Source organism: Kosakonia sp. MUSA4 (assembly GCF_013085925.1).
In the GTDB taxonomy this organism is placed as follows: domain Bacteria; phylum Pseudomonadota; class Gammaproteobacteria; order Enterobacterales; family Enterobacteriaceae; genus Kosakonia; species Kosakonia sacchari_B.
This window is the reverse complement of sequence record NZ_CP025697.1, coordinates 4,121,156-4,145,710: the sequence shown is the minus strand read 5'-3', so window position 1 is coordinate 4,145,710 and position 24,555 is coordinate 4,121,156. Positions and strand designations below refer to the sequence as shown.

Genomic DNA, 24,555 nt, shown 5'->3' with positions numbered 1-24,555 from the left:
TTTGCATCCGTAGCTCAGCTGGATAGAGTACTCGGCTACGAACCGAGCGGTCGGAGGTTCGAATCCTCCCGGATGCACCATATTTCGATGTAATAACAGCAAGTCTGTTGTTTCATTGTCAAAGCAGTAATCCCGATGCATCCGTAGCTCAGCTGGATAGAGTACTCGGCTACGAACCGAGCGGTCGGAGGTTCGAATCCTCCCGGATGCACCATATTTTGAGGAAATGACAGCAAGTTTGTCGTTTCCGGGACGGCGGATAAAACCGCTTGCACCAGGGGGGATAACGTTGCATCAGCAACGGCCCGCAGGGCGAGTCGAAAGACGAGTCATCCTCCCGGATGCACCATATTTCGATGGAATAACAGCAAGTCTGTTGTTTCATTGTCAAAGCAGTAATCCCGATGCATCCGTAGCTCAGCTGGATAGAGTACTCGGCTACGAACCGAGCGGTCGGAGGTTCGAATCCTCCCGGATGCACCATATTTTGAGGAAATGACAGCAAGTTTGTCGTTTCCGGGACAGCGGATAAAACCGCTTGCACCAGGGGGATGACGTTGCATCAGCAACGGCCCGCAGGGCGAGTCGAAAGACGAGTCGTCCTCCCGGATGCACCATCTCTGCAAAATCTCCACTTCATGTTCTACAAACTCCACCTCTTCTGCAAAAACATATTCTGCGAACCCTCTTCCAGTAAAGGCATCTCAGCTTTCTCTTACCAGCAGCGACAAAAAACGTTGTTTACGTTAAAGTAACTGTTTGTTATCCGCTTTGTGAGAACATGATGTACGAACGTTACGCTGGTCTGATTTTTGATATGGATGGCACCATCCTGGACACCGAGCCGACCCACCGTAAAGCCTGGCATGAAGTGCTGGGGCGTTACGGGATGCGTTTTGACGAGCAGTCCATGGTCGGGCTAAATGGCTTACCGACCTGGCGTATCGCGCAGTTCATCATTGAAGCGAATCAGGGCGATCTCGATCCGCATGCGCTGGCGCAGGAGAAAACCGCAGCGGTTAAAGCGATGCTGCTGGATTCAGTGCGCCCTTTGCCATTAATCGACGTTGTAAAAGAGTGGCACGGCCGTCGCCCCATGTCGGTGGGAACCGGCAGTGAAAGCGCTATTGCGGAAGCGCTGTTGGCGCACCTTGGACTGCGTCACTATTTCAATGCGGTTGTTGCCGCCGATCATGTTAAAAATCACAAACCTGCACCGGATACTTTCCTGCTTTGCGCCCAACAAATGGGCGTGGAACCGGCGCAATGCGTGGTATTTGAAGATGCAGATTTCGGTATCCAGGCCGCGCAGGCCGCCGGTATGGATGCAGTTGATGTACGCTTATTGTGAGTGACAGCCTGTCGCTCCTGTCATTGTTTGCCAGTAGCTTCCTTAGCGCCACGCTGTTACCCGGCAATTCTGAGGTCGTGCTGATTGCGATGCTGCTTTCTGGTGTCAGTCAGCCCTGGCTGCTCGTCGTAATAGCAACAATGGGTAATAGCCTTGGAGGGCTGACTAACGTTATTCTTGGGCGTTTCTTTCCGCAGCGTAAAACATCGCGCTGGCAGGAAAAAGCGACTCGCTGGCTCAGACGTTACGGCGCGGCAGCGCTGCTTCTGAGCTGGATGCCTGTTATAGGCGATGTGCTGTGTCTGCTGGCGGGCTGGATGCGCCTTTCATGGGGACCAGTGCTGTTTTTTTTATGCCTTGGCAAGGCGTTACGCTATGTGGCGATAGCCCTGGTAACGCTACAGGGTATGACGTGGTGGCACTAATTGGACTGAGTGAGTGACCTTTAATCGTCAACCATTACAATTATGCTTAATAAAATGATTATTACAGGCGGGAGGTCAACTTGATCCCGGACGTATCACAGGCGTTGTCCTGGCTGGAAAAACATCCTCAGGCAGTAAAGGGGATCCAACGCGGTCTTGAACGTGAGACGCTGCGCGTAAACGCAGATGGCTCGCTGGCGACCACCGGTCATGCGGCGACGCTCGGCTCTGCCTTAACTCATCAGTGGATCACTACTGATTTTGCGGAAGCGCTTCTGGAGTTTATTACGCCGGTCGATGGCGATATCGACCATATGTTGACGATCATGCGCGATATTCATCGCTACACCGCGCGCCAGATTGGCGACGAGCGGATGTGGCCGCTGAGTATGCCGTGCTATATCAAAGACGGCCAGCAGATTGAGCTGGCGCAGTACGGCACCTCCAACATTGGTCGCCTGAAAACGCTCTATCGCGAAGGGTTGAAAAACCGCTATGGCGCGCTGATGCAAACCATTTCCGGCGTGCATTACAACTTCTCGTTGCCGATGGCATTCTGGGAAGCGAAAAGCGGCGGTACCGATAAAGAAACGGTATCCGACGGCTATTTCCGCCTGATCCGTAACTATTACCGTTTTGGCTGGGTGATCCCGTATCTGTTTGGTGCGTCTCCGGCGATCTGCCCGTCGTTCCTGCAAGGGAAACCGACCACGCTGCCGTTTGAGAAAACGCCGAACGGTATGTATTACCTGCCGTATGCCACATCGCTGCGCTTAAGCGATCTGGGCTATACCAATAAATCGCAGAACAACCTGGGCATCACCTTTAATAATCTGCACGATTATGTGGTGGCGCTGAAGCGGGCGATAAAAACGCCTTCGGAAGAGTACGCTAAAATTGGTCTGAAGAAAGACGATAAGTATCTGCAAATCAATACCAATATTTTGCAGATCGAGAATGAGCTGTATGCGCCGATTCGCCCGAAACGCGTGACCCGCAGAGGTGAAACGCCGTCGGATGCGCTGCTGCGCGGCGGCATTGAATATATTGAAGTGCGCTCGCTGGACATCAACCCCTTCACGGCGATTGGTGTTGACGAGCAGCAGATTCGCTTCCTCGATCTGTTTATGGTCTGGTGCGTGCTGGCCGATGCGCCGGAGATGAGCAGTGACGAACTGCTGTGTACGCGTACAAACTGGAATCGCGTGATTCTGGAAGGGCGTAAACCGGGCCTGACGCTGGGTATTGGCTGTGAAACCGCGCAATTCCCGCTGGCGAAGGTCGGCAAAGATCTGTTCCGGGATTTGAAACGAGTGGCGCAGACGCTCGATGGCGTGTACGGTGGCAACGAATACGAGCAGGTGTGTGAACAATTGGTCGCCAGCTTCGACGATCCGGAGCTCACTTTCTCGGCGCGCATCCTGCGTTCGATGATCGATAACGGCATTGGCGGCACCGGCAAAGCGCTGGGCGATCAGTATCGTTCACAGCTTCGCGAAGAGCCGCTGGAAATCCTGCATGAGGAAGATTTTATCGCCGAGTGCAAAGCATCGCTGGCGCGTCAGGCAGAGATTGAAGCCGGGGATACCGAGTCATTTGAAGCGTTGCTCGCGCGTCACGCCTGACAGAAAAGAAAAAGGCCACATTGCTGTGGCCAAAATTTCATCTCTGAAAGTCAGGGATGATGATAACAAATGCGCGTCTTTCATATACTCAGACTCGCATGAAAAAGAAGAGTTCATTTTTATTTAAAAAAAATCACTGTCGGAGGTGACTAAATGCCATTGTTGGATAGCTTCACTGTCGATCATACCCGTATGGAAGCCCCTGCTGTCCGTGTAGCCAAGACCATGGACACGCCGCATGGCGATACCATCACCGTATTCGACCTGCGTTTCTGCGTGCCTAACAAAGAAGTCATGCCGGAAAAAGGGATCCACACGCTTGAGCATCTGTTTGCGGGTTTCATGCGTAACCACCTCAACGGCAACGGCGTTGAGATCATCGATATTTCGCCGATGGGTTGTCGCACGGGCTTCTACATGAGCCTGATTGGCACGCCGGATGAGCAGCGCGTGGCGGATGCGTGGAAAGCGGCGATGGCCGATGTGCTGAAGGTGAAAGAACAGAGCCAGATCCCGGAACTTAACGTCTACCAGTGCGGCACCTATACCATGCACTCGCTGGAAGAAGCGCAGGAAATCGCCCGTCACATTCTCGACCGCGATGTCCGCGTTAACAGCAACGAAGAGCTGGCCCTGCCGAAAGAAAAATTGCAGGAACTGCACATCTAGTGCTGTCATTGTAGCGCCCGGTAGCTCGCTTACCGGGCCTGCTTTCTCGCCACCCAGCGGCAACCCGATGACCACCACCTTAACCTTCTCCTTTACGCACCGTCCTCTGCATCCCTTCGCCCATGATTATCAGCACGGCGACAGCGAACCGTGGCATCAGCACGATTGCGCGCAGCTATTGCATAGCCTGAGCGGCGTGGTGCGCGTGGATACCGCTGCCGGGTGTTGGGTGGTTCCGCCTGGTCGCGGCGTGTGGTTACCCGCCGGAACACAGCATGCTATCCGCATTACCGGCAGCGTTGCAGCCCGCACGCTGTTTATCGATCCGCTGGCCCGCGCCGATCTGCCTGCGTCCTGCCAAATCGTGCAGATCACGCCGCTGCTGCGCGAACTCATCGTCGCTGCGTTCGATCTGGCCCCGGAGTATGCGCCCGGCAGCCGCGATGAACGCATCTATGAACTGATTCTGGATGAAATCCGCGCCATGCCGGTGCTGCCGTTTCACCTGCCGGAGCCGCAAAGCGCAGCGTTGCGCCAGCTCTGCGAACAGATCCGCGCCGAACCGGGAGTAAGCTGGAGCAGCGCGCAGTCCGCCAGCCTGACGAACATGAGCGAGCGCACGCTGAACCGGCATTTTCAGCAGCAAACAGGGCTAAGTTATGGCGAATGGGTGCGACGCGCCCGTTTATTGGCGGCGCTGCTGCGCCTGGCGCAAGGGCAATCGGTACTGCGCGTGGCGCTGGATCTGGGATATGGCAGCCACAGCGCCTTTACGGCGATGTTTCGCCGGGTGATGGGCGTCTCACCCAGCGATTACTTCCGCGAACCTTCCCTTTAGCCCACCGCGTTCAGCAACGCCTGTAATGAGGCGCGCGCGACATCATTATCAATCCCCACGCCCCAGCGGCTGCTGCCATCCTGGTACAGGCAGCGAATATACGCCACCGAGCGGCTGTCGCTGCGCGCGCCAAGCGTATGCTCGTGGTAATCCTTGATGACAAACGGTTTGCCCAGCCACGGCGTGATGGCGTTGGCGGCCGCCGAAAGCAGGCCATTGCCGCTGCCGGTCAGTTCGCGCGTTTTACCTTCGCGCATAACCGTCGCCGTCAGGCGTAACTGACCATCCTGCTGGCTGTCGCTGCGATAGCGTTGCAGTGCCAGCGGCGGCGAAGGTATAAGACCGTAACGATTGCGGAACAGCTGCCACAGCGCATTTTGCGTCATCTCTTTGCCGTGTTTATCCGTCTCCTGCTGCACATGCTGGCTAAAATCCTGTTGCAGGGCGCGTGGCAGTTTCAGGCCATGGTTTTGTTCAATCAGCCAGGCGCTACCGCTTTTCCCGGACTGGCTGTTCACACGGATCACCGCTTCATAACTACAGCCAATATCCTGCGGATCGACCGGCAGGTAGGGCATCTCCCAGCGGCTACCAGCTTTACGGGCATCGAACCCTTTTTTGATCGCATCCTGGTGCGAGCCGGAAAACGCGGTATAGGCCAGGCTGCCAGCCCACGGATGACGCGGGTGTACCGGCAGTTGGTTACAGCTTTCCACCACTTCCACTACGCGCTGTATATCGCTGAAATCGAGTTGCGGGCTGATCCCCTGGCTGTAGAGATTCATCGCCAGCGTTACCAGGCAGACATTACCGGTGCGCTCACCGTTACCAAACAGGCAGCCTTCAACGCGATCGGCCCCGGCCATTACCGCCAGCTCTGCGCAGGCAACACCGGTGCCGCGATCGTTATGCGGATGCACGCTAATGCACACCTCGCTACGGCGGCTGAAGTGGCGGCAGAAATGTTCAATCTGATCGGCATACACATTCGGCGTACTGACTTCAACGGTCGCCGGCAGGTTAATGATCATCGGGCGTTCGGCGCACGGTTGCCAGACATCGGCCACCGCTTCGCAAATCTCCAGCGCGAAGTCGGCTTCGGTAAAGCAAAACGTCTCCGGCGAATACTCATACTGCCAGCGCGTTTGCGGATTCTCTTCACACAGCTGGCGAATCAGTTGCGTGGAGCGCGTCGCCAGCTCAACAATCTGCGCTTTCTCCATGCCAAATACCAGGCGGCGAAACAACGGCGCTGTGGCGTTGTACAAATGAATTGTCGCCTGCCTGGCGCCGTGCAGTGAAGCAAAGGTGCGGTGAATTAAATCTTCCCGCGCCTGGGTTAATACCTGAATCGTCACATCGTCGGGAATGCGCTGCTCTTCAATCAACTGGCGAACAAAGTTGAAATCCGTTTGCGAGGCCGAAGGGAAAGCCACCTCAATCTCTTTAAAGCCGCACGCCAGCAGCAGGTCCCAGAATTGCAGTTTGCGTGCGCTGTCCATCGGTTCTGCCAGCGCCTGGTTGCCATCGCGCAGATCGGTGGAAAGCCAGCGCGGCGCATGGCTAATGCGCTGTTCCGGCCAGCGGCGATCGGGCAACGTTAAGGGGACGAAAGGGGAATATTTTTCTGCGGGATTTTTAAGCATGTGATGCGCTCCTGTTGTCTTTTCACCATCGTGAAGCGATTTCAGGAGCGCTGCTTTATCGGGACTGACAACCACTGTCGCGTTCTGGACAAGGCGCGGCAAAAATCAGTGCGCGCCACCTCCGCCGCCACCGGCGCCGAAAGGGGGTTTGGCAAACCACACCAGACTGAGCAGGATCAGGAATATGCCCGCCGAGAACCAGAAAATCTCATTGGCGGAAATGATCAGCCCCTGATTGGTGATCTGCTGCGCTATCCAGCCGGACGCCTGCTGTTGCGACATCCCCATGCCTTGCAGTTGGTTATACATCTCCTGCGCGTTGGGGTTGTACGGGTTGACCGACTCGGTGAGCTGCGCGTGGTGCAGCGATTCCCGGTTAGTCCACAGCGTGGTGGTGATCGATGTCCCAATCGAACCGGCCAGCGTACGAGTAAAGTTCGACAGGCTCGACGCCGCCGCCAGTCGCTCAGGCGGCAGGCCGGAGAGCGTAATGGTGGTGAGCGGCATAAAGAAACAGGCCACGGCGAAACCCTGAATAAACTGCGGCCACGCAGAAGCGCCAAAATCCATTCCCGGTTCGAAGGTATACGCACGCCAGTAGAAGCACACCGCATACATAATAAAACTGAAGGTCACCAGACGGCGCATATCCAGCTTATGGGCGAAGCGGCCAATAATTGGTGACAGCAGTACCGGGATCACTCCGACAGGCGCGGAGGCCAGGCCCGCCCACGTTGCCGTATAGCCATAGACTTCCTGCAACAGCTGCGGCAGCAAAACAATCGCGCCGAAATAGAGCATATAGGCGAGGCTGATGCAGAGGCAGCCGATGGTAAAGTTGCGCGACTTAAACAGCGACAGATCGACTATCGGGTTTTCATCGGTCAACTCCCAGACCACCAGGAAGCTGATCGACACCACAGCGACAATCGTCAGCACGATGATCTCCGTCGAGTTAAACCAGTCCAGCTCTTTGCCCTGATCGAGCATCACCTGCAAACTGCCGATACCGATAATCAGCAGCGCCAGACCAATACCGTCAATGCGTCGTTGTTCGGTTCGCGTCTCACGGCCGCGCAGGCTTTGCAGCGTCAGCACCACCACCAGCGCGCCGATCGGCACGTTGATAAAGAAGATCCAGCCCCAGTGGTAGTTATCGCTGATATAACCGCCGAGGATCGGCCCGCAAATCGGCGCGACGATCACCGTCATTGACCACAGCGCCAGCGCGATGGAGCGTTTGGCGGGCGGGTAGTTGCTCAGCAACAAACTCTGGGAGAGCGGGATCAACGGCCCGGCGACAATCCCCTGGATCACGCGAAAGAAGATCAGCATCGTCAGGCTGCTGGAGACGCCGCACGCCCAGGAGGCGATAGCGAAGGCCACCGTTGACCAGAGGAACAGCTTTACTTCCCCGACGCGCTTTGCCAGCCAGCCGGTGATCGGAATCGAGATAGCATTCGCTACCCCGAAAGAGGTGATCACCCATGTCCCCTGGCTCAGCGACGAACCAAGGTTACCGGCAATCGTGGGAATAGCCACGTTAGCGATGGTGGAGTCCAGCACCTGCATGAAGGTCGCAAGCGACAGCGCAATGGTCATAATGACCAGCTGCGCGCCTTCCAGCGGTTTCTGTTGCATTGCACTCACCTCAGATTAACCGGCGTTGGCTTTCACGATGTTTTCGATCAGCGTGTTGACCGGCTCAAGGCTAATCTCACGGGCGTTGCTTTCATACGCCGGGCTGCTACGCACCTGGCTTGCCAGTACCTGACCTTCACGATCGGCGGTATCGACCTTCACCAGCGTAGAGAGACCGATACGCAGCGGATGATCGGCAAGTTGTTTGGCGTCCAGCTCAATACGAACCGGCAGGCGCTGAACTACTTTGATCCAGTTACCGGTCGCGTTTTGCGCAGGCAACAGTGAGAACGCGCTGCCGGTGCCCATATCGAGGCCGACCACTTTCCCGCTGTAGGTCACTTCATCACCATAGATGTCGCTGACCACGGTTACCGTCTGGCCAATACGCATATGTGCAAGCTGCGTCTCTTTGAAGTTCGCGTCCACCCACAAATTGGTGGCCGGAACGACGGCCATTAATGCGGTGGTTGGGCTGATTTGTGCGCCAGGCTGTACTGCGCGACGCGACACGTAGCCGGTGATGGGGCTGACGATTTTCGTACGTTGCAGCGCCAGCCAGCTATTGCGGACTTCCGTCGCGGCCTGCTTAACGGCTGGCTGATCTTCCAGCGGCGTATCCAGCACGATCGCCTGGTTGGCGTTGTATTGCTGAATGGCAACGTCCAGATCGGCCTGCGCGCTGGTCACGGCATCACGGGCGTGTTGCAGCTCTTCGCGGCCGATCAAATTGGCAGTACCGAGTGGAATACGACGGTTTAAATCGCTCTGTGCCTGGGCGAGGGCGGTTTTTTTCACGTCGATGCTCGCCAGCAACTGCTTGCTGTTGATCATCGACTGGCGGGTTTGACGAACGCTGCTTGCCAGTGCTGTCTGCGCTTTTTCAAACGCCTGCTGCGCATCGGTGGCATCCAGCGTAACCAGCACATCTCCCTGTTTTACAAAATCGGTATTGTCAGCCCAGACTTTCGTCACGCTGCCGGATACCTGCGCCATGATTTGCACCTGGTTTCCTGCTACATAAGCGTCATCGGTTTCTTCATAATGACGCAGTACCAAAAACCAATAAATCCCATATGCCACGGCAATAACAACAAAGAGCAAGGTCAGCAGCAGAAGGGCGCCTTTACGTTTGCCTTTCTTTTTGACCGGTTGCTGCGGGGTTTGACTCTCCGCATTTGCGCTCATGCTTTTCTCCACGATCTTATTTTTTGATGTCGGCACAGCCGACCTTCCGTTAGAAAGGCCAGCATCAGGCTGGCCCTTATATTCTTATATCCTGGATATTCGAGCGGCTTGTCGCGTTAGCGCAGCGCCTCAAGAATGACGCCGTCTTCGTCCATCTGGTCGAGACGCGTAAGTAACTTGCGTGTGATCTGCTCAAGCTGGTCCTTCTCCGCTTCGCTCAGGGAAGACCACAGTTGATGCAGACAGTTGTGCTGCGGGGGCAGAACCTGACGCAGGAATTCATGACCTTTATCGGTCAGTTGCAGATGCAGGCAGCGGCGATCGTTATCGCTTTCGCGACGCTCGATCCAGCCGCGTTTTTCCAGTTCATCGGCAATACGTGTGGCATTGGTACGTGAAGAACCCAGCGCGCTGCTCAATTCAGACGGCTGAATGCTGTGGTTTTCCTGCGACTCCAGCGTGATCAATGCCATAAACAACGTCTCGTTAATACCCTGCGCTTTCAGCATTTTGTTGCGGTTTTCCAGCAGCTTACCCTGCATGTGCATGCAAAGACGGGTGAGCAAAATCTCCTGAAACGGGAAATCCTCATAGCGGCTGGCGCGAAACTTAAGCATTTGCTCTATGGGCGTAAACGAACTATCCATTTGTGTATGACCTCATTAATTGCAGTCGATATAGTAACGACAGTGACAAATAAAGTAAATGTATTATTGCTGCTAATAAATTTGCCTCATCTATGCATCCGTCAGCAGTTTCCATGCGATTCCGTACGCAAGCGCGCTCAGTAGCGTGGGGAGAATAATGCTGCGTGTTTTCCAGAAACTCAGGCCCAGTACCGCGAAGCCAATCAGCGTTGGCAACAGGCGGCGGCCGTCATGAATAATTTCTGGTACGCATGACACCACCAGCAATGAACAAATAGAGGCGATGCCGATGGTGTCCAACAGGATGCCAGCGACCCCGCGTTTTGTCAGATTTGGCCGCCCGACGCGAACGCGCAGGGGAAGATAGCGAAATAAAAAGTTAACGCAGCCCACCAGCAGACCGAGCAATAAAATTTCATGCCTCATCGGGAACACCCTGATAAAACGCCTGCACCAGCGCGGCGACGCAGCCAGAACCGATCCCGGCGAGGATCGCCGCAGGGATAGAGAACAGCGTTAAACCGGCCAGCGCGCCAAGCAGCGCGGCGGTGACGCTCGGCGTCTGGCGACGCTGGAACGATGCCAGCAGGAAGCTCATAAACAGGGCGGGCAACATAAAACCTAACGCCGATTCTACCGCCGGATATCCCTCCAGCAGGCCGCTGCCGGAAAATGCGCCCAGCACCGTCCCCGCAACCCAGGAGAGCCACGAGAATAACGCGATGCCGATCATCCAGTTTTCGCTCCAGCGACGGTTATCGCGCACCAGTTTGGCGGTCGCGGCGGCAAACACTTCGTCCGTCAGGCCAAAGGCCCAGATCGCGGTTTTCGGATTTTTAAGCGGTTGCAGAATACGGCTGCGTAACGACGGGCCATACAGCACGTGGCGAACATCCATTGCCATGACGGTCAGCGCGGCAACCCATAAGGTGCTGCCCGCAGCAAGCAGGGTGGTAATCACAAACTGGCTGGCGCCTGCGTAGATAATGCAGGAGAAGAAGAGGCTTTCGAGAGGAGAAAAACCGAGTTTGCTGGCATTCATACCAAAGGCAAATGCAACGGGGATGTAGCTTAAAACGATAGGAAGACTGTCTTTGATGCCTTCCTGTAGCGTGGCTACTCTCACTGGCTCGGCGTCTGGAGGTATTGCTAAACTATCCATAGTGTTTGTTATATATCACCCACGTTAATATAACCGGGATAAACAAGTCCTATAACCTTAACAGACTGAGGGACTCGTTAACACCCGGTTTTTAGTGGAATGATGTAAATGTGAGCGCTTGCTTACCTCGCCACTTGCTGGCGGTGAAACCCTCGCCACCAGACCAGCAGATTCAACAGCGCCAGCGTACTGCCCGCCGCGCAGACGCCCGCCCAGCCCGCATGCTGCCAGGCGGAGGCCGAGATCAACGAACCTGCCGCGCCGCCAATAAAGTAGCTGGTCATGTAACCGGCGGTCAGGCGATTACGCGCATCCGGTTTGATGCGGTAAATCACTGTCTGGTTGGTGATATGCACGCCCTGCACGGTGAGATCGAGCACAATAATGCCAACAATCAGCGCGATAACCGAGCTGTGACCGAGCCAAATGGCCAGCCATGAAAGCAGCAGTAATATCAGACCGCCCGTGGTGGTGAGGTGCGATTTGCCGCGATCCGCCAGACCGCCAGCCTGACGCGCGCCTAATGCGCCCGCCGCGCCGACCAGGCCGAATAAACCGATGACCGCTTCGGAGAAGTTGAACGGCGGTGAGGCCAGCAGGAACGCCATCGACGTCCAGAGAATACTGAAGTTGGCGAAACTCAGACAGCCGAGCAGGGCGCGAGTGCGCAGCACTTTATCACCGGCGAACAGCGTAAAAACAGAGCCGAGTAGTTGCGGGTAATTGAGGTGCGTTTCCTGTTTGAGCTTCGGCAGACCGCGCCACAGCGCCAGCGCCATCAGCACCATCAGCACGCTGGCGACCCAATACACCGTGCGCCAGCCGCCGAGACTGGCGAGCAATCCGGCAACGGTGCGCGCCAGTAAAATCCCCAGCAGCAGCCCGCTCATGATGGTGCCGACCACTTTGCCGCGTTTATCCGGCGTGGCTAATGTTGCGGCCAGCGGCACGAGGATCTGTGCGACGACGGAAAATAGCCCGGTCAGCGCGGTGCCGAGGATCATAACGCTCAGCGACGAACTGCTGGCGGTAATCAACATGCCGCCCGCCGACAGCAGCGTCATCACCACAATGAGCGTGCGCCGCTCAAACATATCGCCGAGCGGCACCAGAAACAGCAGACCAGCGGCATAGCCAAGCTGGGCGGCGGTGACAATAAAGCCCGCCTGATTAGGCGACAGCGAAAAGGCATGAGCGATGGTGTCGAGCAGCGGTTGCGCATAGTAATTGCTGGCGACCGCAAGGCCGGTGGCGACGGACATCAGCGCAATCAGCGCCGGGCTAAGACCGTGGTTTGCTTGTGTCATAGGAATGCGTAGTCAGGTAAGGTTTTTTTCAGCAACCTATCATAGTCAATTGCTTGAGAGGGCGTGTTGTTATCTGTGCAGTTATCGGGGGAAAAGCCGATGGCGCCTTTGATTGCCGGATGGCGGCACAGCCTTATCCGGCCTACGGGATGTGCCCGGATTTGCACCTCAGGCGGCATACGGCGCTTTGATTGCCGGATGGCGGCACAGCCTTATCCGGCCTACGGGATGTGCCCGAATTTGCACCTCTGGCGGTATATGGCGCGTAGGCCGGATAAGCGAAAGCGCCATCCGGCATAAACCGAATGGCGCTTTATCAGGAGGGATTACTTCTGCGCTGCCAGCGCGTCTTTTATCCAGCCGTCAAACTGCTGCTGGTGGGCTTTGATCCAGCCGTCAACATGACCCTGAATATCCGCTTCAGAGGCTTTGCCTTCATGCATCATCGCGTTCTGCGCATTGATGTCGGCGATAGGCAACTTCATCACCGAGAACAATTTCGCCGCGGCCGGGTTTTTCTCCGCCCAGGCTTTGTTGGCGACAATGTGCATGGTGTTCACCGGGAAGCCATAATTCATGCCGTTCGGCAGTTTGGTGTCGATATCTTTCTGCTTGCCCGGCAGGGAAGAGAACGGTACCTGCAACCAGACCACATCTTTACCCGGTTTCAGCACATCGCTCACCCAGTAGGGAGTCCAGGTGTAATAGAGCACCGGTTTGCCCTCTTTGAAGCGGGTAATGGTGTCCGCCATCATCGCCGCATAGTTGCCCTGATTATGCACCACGGTGTTGCTCAGGCCGTAAGCATCGATCTGGTGATTGATTACTGCTTCACAGCCCCAGCCGGGCGTGCAGCCGGTCAGATCGGCTTTGCCGTCGCCATTGGTGTCGAACAGTTTGGCGATTTTCGGATCTTTAAGCTGATCGATGCTTTTAATGTGGTACTGCTCGGCGGTTTTCTTATCGATCAGGTAACCCTGCGCCGCGCCGGTGACAAACACCCCGGAACGATAGAATTTGCTGTCACCGCCCGCAGCGGCATACATGTCGTCGTGCAGCGGCTGCCAGTTAACGGCGGTAAAGGTGACGTCGCCAGCGGCAAGAGAGGTGTAACCGACGTTGTAATCCACTTCGCTCGGTTTATTCACCGTATAACCGAGTTTTTCCAGCCCGCGGCTGACCAGCAGCGTCTGGAAGGTTTCTTCAGAAATGGTGCTCTGGAAGGGCTGTACGGTGATGCCTTTGCCAGGCAGGTCTGCAGCAAATGTGCCGGTAGAGACAAGGGTGGCAAACGCTGTGGCAAAAAGTACGCTATGTCGCATCGTTGTTCCTTATTGTTCAGGTGGGACGTGCTAACCCGGCGCCGGGCGCCGGGAAACAGGTCTATTTTGCGAATGGACGGGTCAGCAGACCCAGCGGGCCGGTTTGATACCAGCGACGATTTCCACGGCTGCGGGAATCGCGGCCGACAGCCTGCGTCAGGCGGTCGAGGATGATGGCGAGGATTACGATCCCAACGCCGCCGACGGTCGCCAGCCCCATATCGAGGCGGCCAATACCGCGCAGTACCATCTGGCCAAGCCCGCCAACGGCGATCATCGAGGCGATCACTACCATGGAGAGGGCAAGCATCAGCGTCTGGTTAATTCCCGCCATAATGGTAGGCATGGCCAGTGGTAACTGTACTTTGAACAACATCTGACGCGGGCTGGCGCCAAATGAGCGTGAAGCTTCAATCAAATCCGCCGGAACCTGGTTAATACCGAGGATGGTCAGACGCACCACCGGCGGCAGGGCGAAGATAATCGTCACCACCACGCCCGGCACGTTGCCGATACCAAACAGCATGACAATCGGTACCAGGTAAACAAACGCTGGCGTGGTCTGCATGGCATCCAGCAGCGGGCGAATGATTTTCGACGCCCGTGGGCTACGCGCCAGCCAGATCCCCAGCGGCAAACCGATCGCCACGCAGAACAGCAGCGCAGTCAGCACCAGCGCCAGCGTGACCATCGCCTGCGACCAGGCACCAATCGCGCCAATGGCAATCAGCGATACCAGCGTGGCAATCCCCATTCCGGCGCTACTCATCTGCCAGGCGATCAGCGAGAACACGATAATCGCGACCGGCGCGGGCATCCCCAGCAGCAGTTGCTGGAAAGTGCTGAGGATATAGTCGATAGGGATGCGGATCCCCTGGAATACCGGGCGGAAGTGCATCACTACCCAGTCGATCCCCTGCGTTACCCAGCTATCCAGCGGGATCAGCGTTTTATGGAACGGATCCATAATGTTGAAATGTTCCGGCGCGGGTGCTGGCGCGCTGTGCAGCCAGTCGGCGCCGCTGCCGTCGGCAGGTGCGGCAGAACCGCCGCCCCAGGCATCTGCGGACTGCGCCGCGCTATCGGTTGCTGGCGCGCTATCCCACGGGTTATTTTGATCAGCCATTGTTTGCCCCCTCGCGATCTAAAGCCTGCAGCAGCATCCGTTTCGAGATGATGCCCACGTATTGCTGTTCTTCACCGACGACCGGCACGGCGCAGGGCGCCTGTCCGACATGGGAGAGCAATTCGCTGAGCGGCGTTTCCGCCTCCACCGCAAGCGGGGAGTCAATTAACGCCGCCTCGATCCCCGCGTTCTGGCTGAGCGCCGCCTTCAGGGAGTCGATGGAGACAATGCCGACAAATTTATTGCCGCGTTCAATCACATAACCGTATTCACGGTCTTCATCCTGCAACAGTTTCAGCGCTGAGCGCGGGCCAAAACCTGGCGTTTTACGGATCAAACCCACCGGTGTTCGACGCGCAATATCTTTCGCGCTAAACACCTGGCTAATATCCACGCCGCGGAAGAAGGTGCGCACATAATCATTGGCCGGATTATTCAATATTTCATCCGGCGTACCGACCTGTACCACTTCGCCATTTTGCATAATGGCAATCCGGTCGCCAATACGCATGGCTTCATCCAGATCGTGGGAAATAAATACGATGGTGCGCTGATGTTTCGCTTGCAGTTTTACCAGCTCATCCTGCATTTCCGTACGAATTAATGGATCGAGCGCCGAGAAGGCTTCATCCATTAATAGAATGTCCGGATTAATCGCTAATGCGCGCGCCAGACCAACACGCTGGCGCATACCGCCGGAGAGTTCATCCGGATACGCGTGCGCATAATTTTCCAGCCCGACCTGACGCAGGGCGTCGAGCGCTTTTTCCTGTCGCGCCTGCGGTGCCATTCCCGCTAATTCCATACCAAATGCGGTATTATCCAGCACCGTCATATGGGGCATTAACGCAAACGACTGGAAGACCATCGCAATCTTTTTCCTGCGCACCTCGCGTAACTCGGCGTCTGATATTCTGGCGATATCCACGCCATCAATCAGCACCTGTCCGCGGGTGGGTTCAATCAGGCGATTGAGAAGGCGTACCATAGTGGATTTACCCGATCCGGATAACCCCATGATGACAAATATCTCGCCTTCTTCAATGGCCAGACTGGCGTCTTTAACGCCAAGCGACAGACCCGTTTTTTCCAGAATCGTTTCTTTTGAAAGTCCTTTCTCAATATATTTGAAAGCCCGCTGCGGATGCTCGCCAAATATTTTATAAAGATTCTTCACTTCTAATTTAATTGCCATGCAATAAAAGAGTTCCTGTTATTTATTGTCGATATAATACCTGATGAGAATAATTGACTGGCTATACCCTAACATACTCAGAATCTGAGACAACCCTCAATTGCCGGGCCTGCGGAATTTGACGTTTGCAGAATCGTCTCTATTTCCCATGAGATAAGGGCTGATGGCGGATGATAATTTTTTCGTATTCATCACGAAATCGCACCTGAAATGGCGTGCTTCAGGTGAAAATGACAAGGACATTACAGTGTAGTGCCTGTTTGATTATTATGCCGAAGAAATACGCAGATATTCGCGTAATAGCAATAACCTTTTTCGCTGGCGGGTTTTTTAAAAAGAATATTGGCGGGAATATTCCTCTCCCGGAAAGGGAGAGGCGCGGGCGGTTAAAAATTCCAGTCTTCGTCTTCGGTTTCGACGGCTTTCCCCATCACATATGAGGAGCCGGAGCCGGAGAAAAAGTCGTGGTTTTCGTCGGCATTCGGCGAAAGCGCGGCAAGAATTGCCGGGTTCACGTCCGCCATTTCTGCCGGGAAGAGCGCTTCATAACCGAGGTTCATCAGCGCTTTGTTGGCGTTATAGCAGAGGAACGCTTTCACCTCTTCTGTCCAGCCGCTCTCCGCGTACACATCTTCAGTGTATTGCAGCTCGTTATCGTAGAGATCCATCAGCAGATCCAGCGCGAAATTCTTCAACGCCTCGCGCTTTTCTGCGCTGACTTTCTCCAGCCCTTTCTGATACTTATAACCAATGTAATAACCGTGTACCGCTTCGTCGCGAATGATCAACCGAATCAGGTCTGCGGTGTTGGTCAGTTTGCCGCGGCTTGACCAGTACATCGGCAGCCAGAAACCGGAATAGAAGAGGAAAGATTCCAGAAACACGCTGGCGATCTTCTTCTTCAGCGGCTCATCGGCGCGATAGTGCTGCAGGATGATCTGCGCCTTGCGCTGCAACGCCGGGTTTTCTTCGCTCCAGCTATACGCGGCATCGACATCTTTGGTCTGGCATAGCGTGGAGAAAATCGAACTGTAGGAGCGGGCATGTACCGCTTCCATAAAGCTAACGTTCGACAAAACTGCCTCTTCATGCGGTGTCAGCGCGTCGCTTATTAACGCCGGTGCGCCAACGGTATTCTGAATGGTGTCAAGCAGCGTCAGGCCGGTAAAAACGCGGATGGTAAGCTGTTGCTCTGCCGGGCTTAACGTCTGCCAGGCGGGAATATCGTTCGACAGCGGCACCTTTTCCGGCAGCCAAAAATTGCTGGTCAGCCGGTTCCACACTTCCAGATCTTTATCGTCCTGGATTTTGTTCCAGTTCACCGCGCTGATACGTGTTAGTTGGCTCATCCTTTTCTCCTTATAACGCGCAGGACACGCAGCCCTGGATCTCAGTGCCTTCCAGCGCAAGCTGGCGCAGGCGAATGTAGTACAGCGTCTTGATGCCTTTCTTCCAGGCGTAGATCTGCGCTTTGTTGATATCGCGCGTGGTGGCGGTGTCTTTGAAGAACAGCGTCAGCGACAGCCCCTGATCGACATGGCGCGTGGCTTCGGCATAGGTATCAATGATCTTCTCCGGGCCAATCTCATACGCATCTTCGTACAGCGCCAGATTTTCATTGGTCATAAACGGCGCCGGGTAGTAAACGCGCCCGGTTTTGCCTTCCTTGCGGATCTCAATTTTCGACACAATCGGGTGAATACTCGATGTCGCATGGTTGATGTACGAGATGGAGCCGGTCGGCGGAACCGCCTGTAAGTTCTGGTTATAAATGCCGTAACGCATCACATCTTCACGCAGTTGCTGCCACATCTCGCGCGTGGGCAGGGTGATGCCGGAATGGGCAAACAGCGCACGGACTTTCTCCGTTTTCGGTTGCCAGTCGCCTTCCAGGTACTGGTTGAAGTATTCGCCGCTGGCGTAGCGCGACGCCGGGAAACCGGCAAAATGCTGGCCGCGCTCGCGGGCGATCATCATCGAGGTATGCAGCGCATGCCAGGTGATGGTGTAGAAATAGAAGTTGGTGAAATCGAGCCCTTCCGGGCTGCCATAGGCGATGCCTTCGCGCGCCAGATAACCGTGCAGGTTCATCTGGCCCAGCCCAATGGCGTGCGAGGCGGCATTGCCGGTCTCAACAGACGGTACAGAGCGGATATGGCTCATATCGGACACTGCCGTCAGCCCGCGAATGGCGGTTTCCACCGTGCGGCCAAAGTCCGGCGAATCCATGGTGTGCGCGATATTCAGTGAACCCAGGTTGCAGGAGATATCGTGGCCGGTCGCGGTGTAATCGAGGTTTTCATCAAACGTCGAAGCGCTGTTGACCTGCAAAATCTCCGAGCACAGGTTGCTCATATTGATGCGCCCGGCAATCGGGTTCGCGCGGTTGACCGTGTCTTCAAACATAATGTACGGATAGCCGGACTCAAACTGGATCTCCGCCAGCGTCTGGAAGAAGTCGCGGGCGTTAATGTAGCTTTTGCGCACGCGATCGTCGGCCAGCAGTTCATCATACAGCTCGCTAATCGCCACATCGCCAAACGGTTTGCCGTACAGGCGCTCGACATCATAAGGCGAGAACAGCGCCATCTGCGCGTTCTCTTTGGCCAGCCGGAAGGTGACATCCGGGATCACCACGCCCAGCGACAGGGTTTTGATGCGGATCTTCTCGTCGGCGTTTTCACGTTTGGTATCGAGGAAACGCAGAATGTCCGGGTGATGCGCATGCAGATAAACCGCGCCCGCGCCCTGACGCGCGCCAAGCTGGTTGGCGTAGGAAAAGGCATCTTCCAGCATCTTCATTACCGGGATCACGCCGGAAGACTGGTTTTCAATACGCTTGATTGGCGCGCCGGCTTCGCGCAGGTTGGAGAGCAGGAACGCCACGCCGCCGCCGCGTTTGGAAAGCTGCAACGCCGAGTTCACCGCGCGGCCAATCGATTCCATATTGTCTTCAATGCGTAGCAGGAAGCAGGAAACCAGTTCGCCGCGCTGCTGTTTACCGCAGTTAAGGAAGGTTGGCGTTGCGGGCTGGAAACGGCCGGAGAGGATCTCTTCCGCCAGCTGCCGCGCCAGCGCTTCGTCGCCCTGCGCCAGCGTCAGCGCGACCAGGCAGGCGCGATCTTCAAAGTGCTCAAGATAGCGTTTGCCGTCGAAGGTTTTTAGCGTGTAGCTGGTGTAAAACTTCCATGCGCCAAGGAAGGTCTGAAAACGAAAACCGCTGGCGTGTGCGTGCGCAATCAGATCGACGACGAAAGCACGATCGTAGCGCGCCAGCACGGTATCATCGTAATAACCTTCGCTCACCAGCCAGTTCAGCCGTTCATCCTGGCTGCTGAAGGTAACCGTATTGGGGCGCACGTGATTCGCCATAAAGGCGTCAACCGCCTCGCGGTCTTTATCAAACTGAATGCGGCCATCTTTATCATAAAGATTCAGCATCGCATTCAGCGCATGGTAATCCAGCGTTTCGTGTTTCACGCGCTCTGCGGTTGTCGTTGCCAAAATTCGCTCACTCCTTTACGCACATTGTCGATGTCCTGCTGCGTACCCATCAGCTCAAAACGGTAGAGATACGGTACGCCGCATTTCTGCGAGACCACATCGCCTGCACGACCGTACGCTTCGCCAAAATTCCGGTTACCGGAGGCGATCACGCCGCGAATCAACGACCGGTTGTGCGGATCGTTTAAAAAGCGGATCACCTGGCGGGGAACCGCGCCTGCCGTTCCGCCGCCGCCATAACTGGGCACCACAAGGATATAAGGTTCGTCTACCTGGATGCGCTCCCGCTCATTGAGCGGAATGCGTACCGCCGGCAGCCCAAGACGCGTAATAAAGCGCTGCGTATTTTCGGAGCTGCTGGAGAAGTAGACGAGGGTACTCATGCGCTGGCCACATTGGGGGCGCTGTGCAGGCGGTTGATCATATCCGGGCGAAAGCCGGACCAGCGCGTTTCCCCGGCGACAACCACCGGTAACTGACGAAAGCCCATCGCGCGAAGCTCATCGGCTGCTTCGGGCACATGGTCAACGTTCACCATTTCGAACGCCAGGCCACGGCTTTCCATGGCACGTTTCGTGGCGTGGCACTGAACACAATCATTTCGAGTGTAAATGGTAATGCGCATAATTCGTGTTTCCGTTTAAAATGGAAGAACGGCGCGAAGGTTCGCGTCAGTTAGTGTGTGTGCTACTGAGAAGAATACTAGATGTAGTTATTGAAAGATGCAACCACACAATATATAGGAAATTATCATAGGCTTTGCCCAAAGGATGGACACAATGGGTAAGGGTGATTTGTACACATTTTACACAGGGATACAGCGATGCGAGGGCAAATAAAAACCCCTGCGCGGGCTAGCCGGGCAGGGGTTTTTGCGAAAAGAGCGGGTTTAGCGACGCAAACTGAGTAGCGCGCCGACGAAAATACCGATGGCGGCGGCAGCACCAACGCTGCACCAGGGTTTGTCTTTCACAAAGGTATCTGCGCAACTCACGACGTCGCTCGCAGCTTGTTGCACACGGTTGCGGCCATGCAGACGTGCGCGGGTCTCTTTTAACAGCGCCTGCGCTTTACGACGCGCGCTTTCCGCTTCATCTTTGGCGTCGCTGCCCCATGATTTAAGCACCTCTTCAAGGCTATCGGCTAATTGGCTGACATCGTTGTTGATATCCTCGACGCCTTCATCAACATCACGGCGATTCGGTCTGTTAAACATAGGATCCTCCCTCGTTTTTGATGTGAATTTTAGTTTAGACCATAATTTTTCAGGCCTTGCGGCAATCACCTCTTTCACGCCCGTTTGTGGAATTTTCTGAATCACGGTCAATGCTGAGTCATGTAAGGTGGCGAGGCTGTAAAGAGATGACGAGGAAAATCTATGTACTTAAGACCCGATGAAGTGGCACGCGTTCTGGAAAACGTGGGATTTACAATGGATGTGGCGACGCCAAAAACCTATGGTTATCGCCGCGGTGAAAATTATGTTTATGTGAATCGCGAAGCGCGAATGGGCCGTACGGCGCTGGTGATCCACCCCACGCTGAAAGAACGCAGTTCGTCGCTCGCGGAGCCCGCCTCGGACATCAAGTTGTGCGATCACTACCAGAATTTCCCGCTCTATTTTGGCGGCGATTCCCAGGAGCATTACGGCATTCCGCACGGATTCAGTTCGCGCGTGGCGCTGGAACGTTTTCTGAAAGGATTATTTGGCGAACAGCACTAAACGATGGCAGGCATTGCCTGCCATCCGCTATCAGGCTTTGGCCTGGTGGTAACTGCTCACCCGGAACAGACGGCGGCAGTAATCGAGGAAGTAGCCGTAAACGGCGCCCATCATCATCGACAGCACGATATTGGAACTGACCGCAGCAACAATCTGATGCCAGTCCGCACCCACCGACCAGAGGATCGCCACGTAAACCGGCGACTGGAAGGTGACATAGGCCAGCACATCCGCCAGATTTTTCATCCAGCCTGAAGGGCTAATACGGCGTGCATAACGCATAAAAGCATCGCGGTACAAACCATAAGGCCAGGCAATAATAATGTTCACCGGGATGGCGACCAGGCGCGATGAAAGTGACTGTTCGAAGCTCATTCCGGAGAGAAATATTTCAATCAGCATGTTCACTACCGAACAATAGACAACCATCGCAAAGGTGTCTGCTGCTGCGTGACGCAGGCGAGACTGCGAAGAGAACATGGTGCTGCTCCTTGAGAATCAACGAAAAGGCGAATGAATGGGTCTTTTAGCGTTTTGAAGTGGCTGAATTAATGCGGATAGAGTATCCATCTGGTTTGAAACTAACAACTAGCGATAAATTTTTATTTTCTTTTCTTTGTTGGATAAAGTGCTCTGTGTTTGCGCGTTTTATGCTCATTTCATTATTTTAACTGGAGTGGTTGTTAAATTTATTAAATATCAAACGCTTATGGATGATGTGAGAAGAAATGCAGCACGCTGAGGGGGAAAGACACGGTGCGTTTTAGCGTACTCTGCTTCCGGCGTGCGGATAAAATAACCAGCAGCATTTTTTATGCTGATAAAGGTGTTTTTGTGGAGTTTAGTTCTGATATGAAGTGTGATTATTTATGCTTATATTTTGCATAAATGATAGCCGGAGCGGCGGGGGGACGCCCACCGCTGAGGGATTAGCAGACGCCGAAATCGCCGTCTTCTTTATACGGCGAGACATCTTCCGCTTTCAGCGTAATTTTGTCTGCCGTCTCGTCGTGGACGGGAACCGCAACGATTTGATCCTGATGAACTTCAAGCACTTTAAGTTTTGGCCCGCCAACGCGCGGTTGCACAATATCACCAACAGAAAACATAGCTTCCTCCTTTCTCATTTGTTGTGTCTCTAACCTTAGCCTGGAGGCCGTAGGGGGTACAGCGTAAAAGAGGGTAAAAGCGCGTGGCGGAAGTGGCGGTACAGTGCAGAGTGTCTACTCTTAAAGAGAAAGTCTTTTATTTCAATTACCTGAAATTTTTCTGCACGGGAGGCAACATGGGTTTCTGGCGCATTGTCCTGACGATTATTCTTCCGCCGCTCGGCGTGCTGCTTGGCAAAGGCTTTGGCTGGGCATTTATTATCAATATCCTGCTCACCCTGCTGGGCTACGTTCCTGGCCTGATTCACGCTTTCTGGGTGCAGACCCGCGATTAATGCAGCGGCGCGATAACCAGTATCGCGCCTTTTCGAGGTTATCAGAACGTTTCCCAGTTGCTGTCCCCGGAGGCTGCCGTCGGCGTGGCCGGGCGCAGCGCTGTCGGTTTTGGCGTACCGGATTTTTTGCTCAGCAGCGCGCTGTGACCCTTCACGCGGAACACCGCCACTGCCTGACGCAACTGCTCGGCCTGCTCTTCCAGCGCCGCAGATGCCGCAGCGGATTCCTGCACCAGCGAGGCGTTCTGCTGCGTAACGCTGTCCATCTGTGATACCGCAAGGCTGACCTGCTCAATCCCTTTGCTCTGCTCATCGGAAGCGGAGGCGATTTCACCCATAATGTCGGTCACGCGCGTCACCGCGTTGACGATCTCCTTCATGGTATCGCCCGCTTCGGCAACCAGCGTGGTGCCAGAATTTACGCGGTTCACCGAGTTTTCAATCAGCGTCTTAATCTCTTTTGCCGCCTGTGCGCTGCGGCTTGCCAGCGTACGCACCTCACCGGCCACCACGGCAAAGCCGCGTCCCTGTTCGCCTGCGCGGGCGGCTTCCACCGCAGCGTTCAGCGCCAGAATATTGGTCTGGAAGGCGATACTGTCAATCACACTGGTGATATGCGCGATTTGCTGGGAGCTGTCGGAGATCTCGCTCATGGTACGCACCACATTGCTGACCACTTCACCGCCACGAGCCGCCGTATCGGAGGCATTTTTCGCCAGCAGCGATGCCTGGCGGGCGTTATCGGTGTTTTGCTTCACGGTAGCGGTGAGTTGTTCCATGCTGGCCGCGGTCTCTTCCAGCGAAGCCGCCTGCTGCTCGGTGCGGGAGGAGAGATCGTTGTTGCCGGTGNAGATCTCGCTGGCGCCGGTGTAGATCGAATCAGAACTGTTACGCACCGCGCTGACGGTTTGCACCAGCGCTGATTGCATCTCATGCAGTCCGGTTGCCAGTTGGCTCATCTCGTTGCGGCCTTCGGCAGCGATCGATTGCGTCAGATCGCCCCCGGCAATGGCGCGAATATGTCCCATAATGCTGTGCAGCGGTCGCAGCAGCAGATGTTGCAGACCCAGCCAAATCATGACCATTACCGCAATCACCACCAGCAAAATGACGCCCAGCGTCCATTGCATACTGGTGAAGCTGTTCTGGTTTTGCTGTGCCGCCGCTTGCAGGAAGGTGTTGTTTTCCGCCCGCCACTTCGTATAGCTGGCGTCCATATCATCCTGCGCCTGTTGCGCATCCAGGTTGCCGTAAGCCTCGTAATTATTGGCCCGCAGGAAGGTGATCGACTGCTGCAAAACGTCATGCATTTTGCTGATGTTCTGCGAAACTTCGTCGGCTAATGCGCTGTCCTGGCCCGCCACGCGCGGCGTATTTTTGTAGTTATTAAAATAACCTTCGGCTTTGCCGAGCGAGTCGGTTGCGGTGGTGAGGAGCTTATCGATGCTGGCAAGGGAGGCCGGATCGCGTTGGTTTTTCAAAAAGCGAATCGCCACGCGAGTGACGGTGACGCGCGTTTTGATCAGCGTGTTAACACTGTCGCCTAAGTTTTCTTGCTGCGCGTTAAGAACTCCGGTGTTCTGGAAGTTCAGCCTGTCATTATTGACCGCAGAGTAGAAAAGTCCCCCGGTGACCAACTGGAGAAGACAAAATACCGAAAGAGCAATAATGATGCCGGTAATAACCCGTATATTTTTGAGCATGGCCATAGTCCGTGAGAGAGTCGGGATTGCTCTGTTAAT

25 protein-coding genes and 3 tRNA genes are annotated in these 24,555 nt (G+C 55.2%); 10 read left to right on the top strand and 18 right to left on the bottom strand.

What is annotated here, in order from left to right; translation table 11 throughout:
* The first annotated feature begins 3 nt into the window (after positions 1-3).
* From C0557_RS19585 to C0557_RS19550, 8 genes are all read left to right on the top strand, one after another.
* Positions 4-80 (top strand) — tRNA-Arg (locus C0557_RS19585).
* A 57-nt stretch (positions 81-137) separates the two neighbouring features.
* Positions 138-214: transfer RNA gene (locus C0557_RS19580), tRNA-Arg, on the top strand.
* 192 nt (positions 215-406) lie between these two features.
* Positions 407-483 (top strand) — tRNA-Arg (locus C0557_RS19575).
* Between the two features lie 301 nt (positions 484-784).
* Complete coding sequence (gene yqaB / locus C0557_RS19570) at positions 785-1,351, top strand: fructose-1-phosphate/6-phosphogluconate phosphatase (RefSeq protein WP_208663048.1); 567 nt, start codon at positions 785-787, stop codon at positions 1,349-1,351.
* On the top strand, positions 1,348-1,776 hold the full coding sequence (locus C0557_RS19565) for a YqaA family protein (protein WP_208660351.1): 429 nt from the start codon (positions 1,348-1,350) through the stop codon (positions 1,774-1,776). Before yqaB ends, C0557_RS19565 begins: the two co-directional genes overlap by 4 nt.
* 80 nt (positions 1,777-1,856) lie before the next feature.
* A complete protein-coding gene (gene gshA, locus C0557_RS19560) occupies positions 1,857-3,401 on the top strand; it encodes a glutamate--cysteine ligase (RefSeq protein ID WP_208660349.1) in 1,545 nt (514 codons plus the stop codon).
* Between the two features lie 153 nt (positions 3,402-3,554).
* The gene (gene luxS / locus C0557_RS19555; protein WP_007370566.1) at positions 3,555-4,070 is read left to right on the top strand and encodes an S-ribosylhomocysteine lyase; all 516 of its coding nucleotides are present in this window, start codon (positions 3,555-3,557) and stop codon (positions 4,068-4,070) included.
* Between the two features lie 67 nt (positions 4,071-4,137).
* Entirely contained in the window at positions 4,138-4,908 is a 771-nt protein-coding gene (locus C0557_RS19550; protein ID WP_208660347.1) for a helix-turn-helix domain-containing protein, read from the top strand.
* Here the strand turns inward: C0557_RS19550 and leuA are convergent.
* From leuA to C0557_RS19475, 15 genes are all read right to left on the bottom strand, one after another.
* Positions 4,905-6,554 carry a 2-isopropylmalate synthase gene (gene leuA / locus C0557_RS19545; RefSeq protein ID WP_208660345.1) on the bottom strand — a complete coding sequence of 550 codons (1,650 nt, stop codon included), beginning with the start codon at positions 6,552-6,554 and terminating at the stop codon, positions 4,905-4,907. The two genes, C0557_RS19550 and leuA, sit on opposite strands and share 4 nt — an antisense overlap.
* Positions 6,555-6,659: 105 nt before the next feature.
* The gene (gene emrB, locus C0557_RS19540) at positions 6,660-8,195 is read right to left on the bottom strand and encodes a multidrug efflux MFS transporter permease subunit EmrB (RefSeq protein ID WP_208660343.1); all 1,536 of its coding nucleotides are present in this window, start codon (positions 8,193-8,195) and stop codon (positions 6,660-6,662) included.
* Positions 8,196-8,210: 15 nt separating this feature from the next.
* On the bottom strand, positions 8,211-9,383 hold the full coding sequence (gene emrA, locus C0557_RS19535; RefSeq protein ID WP_208660341.1) for a multidrug efflux MFS transporter periplasmic adaptor subunit EmrA: 1,173 nt from the start codon (positions 9,381-9,383) through the stop codon (positions 8,211-8,213).
* A 116-nt stretch (positions 9,384-9,499) separates the two neighbouring features.
* Positions 9,500-10,030, bottom strand: a complete 531-nt coding sequence (gene mprA, locus C0557_RS19530) for a transcriptional repressor MprA (protein WP_043952517.1) — start codon at positions 10,028-10,030, stop codon at positions 9,500-9,502.
* Between the two features lie 90 nt (positions 10,031-10,120).
* Positions 10,121-10,456, bottom strand: coding sequence for an L-valine transporter subunit YgaH (gene ygaH, locus C0557_RS19525; protein WP_208660339.1), 336 nt, complete (start codon positions 10,454-10,456; stop codon positions 10,121-10,123).
* Complete coding sequence (locus tag C0557_RS19520; RefSeq protein ID WP_074773533.1) at positions 10,446-11,192, bottom strand: AzlC family ABC transporter permease; 747 nt, start codon at positions 11,190-11,192, stop codon at positions 10,446-10,448. Before C0557_RS19520 ends, ygaH begins: the two co-directional genes overlap by 11 nt.
* Positions 11,193-11,314: 122 nt before the next feature.
* Positions 11,315-12,499 (bottom strand): MFS transporter, encoded by a 1,185-nt coding sequence (locus C0557_RS19515; protein WP_208660337.1) that lies wholly within the window; start codon positions 12,497-12,499, stop codon positions 11,315-11,317.
* A gap of 326 nt (positions 12,500-12,825) precedes the next feature.
* Positions 12,826-13,821 (bottom strand): glycine betaine/L-proline ABC transporter substrate-binding protein ProX, encoded by a 996-nt coding sequence (gene proX, locus C0557_RS19510; protein WP_208660335.1) that lies wholly within the window; start codon positions 13,819-13,821, stop codon positions 12,826-12,828.
* A gap of 61 nt (positions 13,822-13,882) precedes the next feature.
* On the bottom strand, positions 13,883-14,947 hold the full coding sequence (gene proW, locus C0557_RS19505) for a glycine betaine/L-proline ABC transporter permease ProW (protein ID WP_208660333.1): 1,065 nt from the start codon (positions 14,945-14,947) through the stop codon (positions 13,883-13,885).
* A complete protein-coding gene (proV, locus tag C0557_RS19500; protein ID WP_208660331.1) occupies positions 14,940-16,142 on the bottom strand; it encodes a glycine betaine/L-proline ABC transporter ATP-binding protein ProV in 1,203 nt (400 codons plus the stop codon). The genes proW and proV overlap by 8 nt, the downstream gene beginning before the upstream one ends.
* 386 nt (positions 16,143-16,528) lie before the next feature.
* Entirely contained in the window at positions 16,529-17,491 is a 963-nt protein-coding gene (gene nrdF, locus C0557_RS19495) for a class 1b ribonucleoside-diphosphate reductase subunit beta (protein ID WP_208660329.1), read from the bottom strand.
* A gap of 10 nt (positions 17,492-17,501) precedes the next feature.
* The gene (nrdE, locus tag C0557_RS19490; RefSeq protein WP_208660327.1) at positions 17,502-19,646 is read right to left on the bottom strand and encodes a class 1b ribonucleoside-diphosphate reductase subunit alpha; all 2,145 of its coding nucleotides are present in this window, start codon (positions 19,644-19,646) and stop codon (positions 17,502-17,504) included.
* Complete coding sequence (gene nrdI / locus C0557_RS19485) at positions 19,619-20,029, bottom strand: class Ib ribonucleoside-diphosphate reductase assembly flavoprotein NrdI (protein ID WP_043952524.1); 411 nt, start codon at positions 20,027-20,029, stop codon at positions 19,619-19,621. The genes nrdE and nrdI overlap by 28 nt, the downstream gene beginning before the upstream one ends.
* Positions 20,026-20,271, bottom strand: coding sequence for a glutaredoxin-like protein NrdH (gene nrdH / locus C0557_RS19480; RefSeq protein WP_035890130.1), 246 nt, complete (start codon positions 20,269-20,271; stop codon positions 20,026-20,028). The genes nrdI and nrdH overlap by 4 nt, the downstream gene beginning before the upstream one ends.
* Positions 20,272-20,535: 264 nt before the next feature.
* On the bottom strand, positions 20,536-20,862 hold the full coding sequence (locus tag C0557_RS19475; RefSeq protein ID WP_043952525.1) for a DUF883 domain-containing protein: 327 nt from the start codon (positions 20,860-20,862) through the stop codon (positions 20,536-20,538).
* 162 nt (positions 20,863-21,024) lie between these two features.
* Here C0557_RS19475 and C0557_RS19470 point away from each other — a divergent pair, with 162 nt between their 5' ends.
* Positions 21,025-21,369, top strand: coding sequence for a DUF2002 family protein (locus C0557_RS19470; RefSeq protein ID WP_043952526.1), 345 nt, complete (start codon positions 21,025-21,027; stop codon positions 21,367-21,369).
* A 30-nt stretch (positions 21,370-21,399) separates the two neighbouring features.
* On the opposite strand, the gene alaE is transcribed toward C0557_RS19470, so the two are convergent.
* Complete coding sequence (alaE, locus tag C0557_RS19465) at positions 21,400-21,849, bottom strand: L-alanine exporter AlaE (protein ID WP_007370584.1); 450 nt, start codon at positions 21,847-21,849, stop codon at positions 21,400-21,402.
* A 449-nt stretch (positions 21,850-22,298) separates the two neighbouring features.
* Complete coding sequence (locus tag C0557_RS19460; RefSeq protein WP_007370586.1) at positions 22,299-22,478, bottom strand: hypothetical protein; 180 nt, start codon at positions 22,476-22,478, stop codon at positions 22,299-22,301.
* A 176-nt stretch (positions 22,479-22,654) separates the two neighbouring features.
* On the opposite strand from C0557_RS19460, the gene C0557_RS19455 reads away from it, so the two are divergent.
* Entirely contained in the window at positions 22,655-22,813 is a 159-nt protein-coding gene (locus C0557_RS19455) for a YqaE/Pmp3 family membrane protein (RefSeq protein WP_035890145.1), read from the top strand.
* 41 nt (positions 22,814-22,854) lie between these two features.
* Here the strand turns inward: C0557_RS19455 and C0557_RS19450 are convergent, their stop codons facing one another.
* Entirely contained in the window at positions 22,855-24,516 is a 1,662-nt protein-coding gene (locus tag C0557_RS19450; RefSeq protein WP_208660325.1) for a methyl-accepting chemotaxis protein, read from the bottom strand.
* Positions 24,517-24,555: the final 39 nt, after the last annotated feature.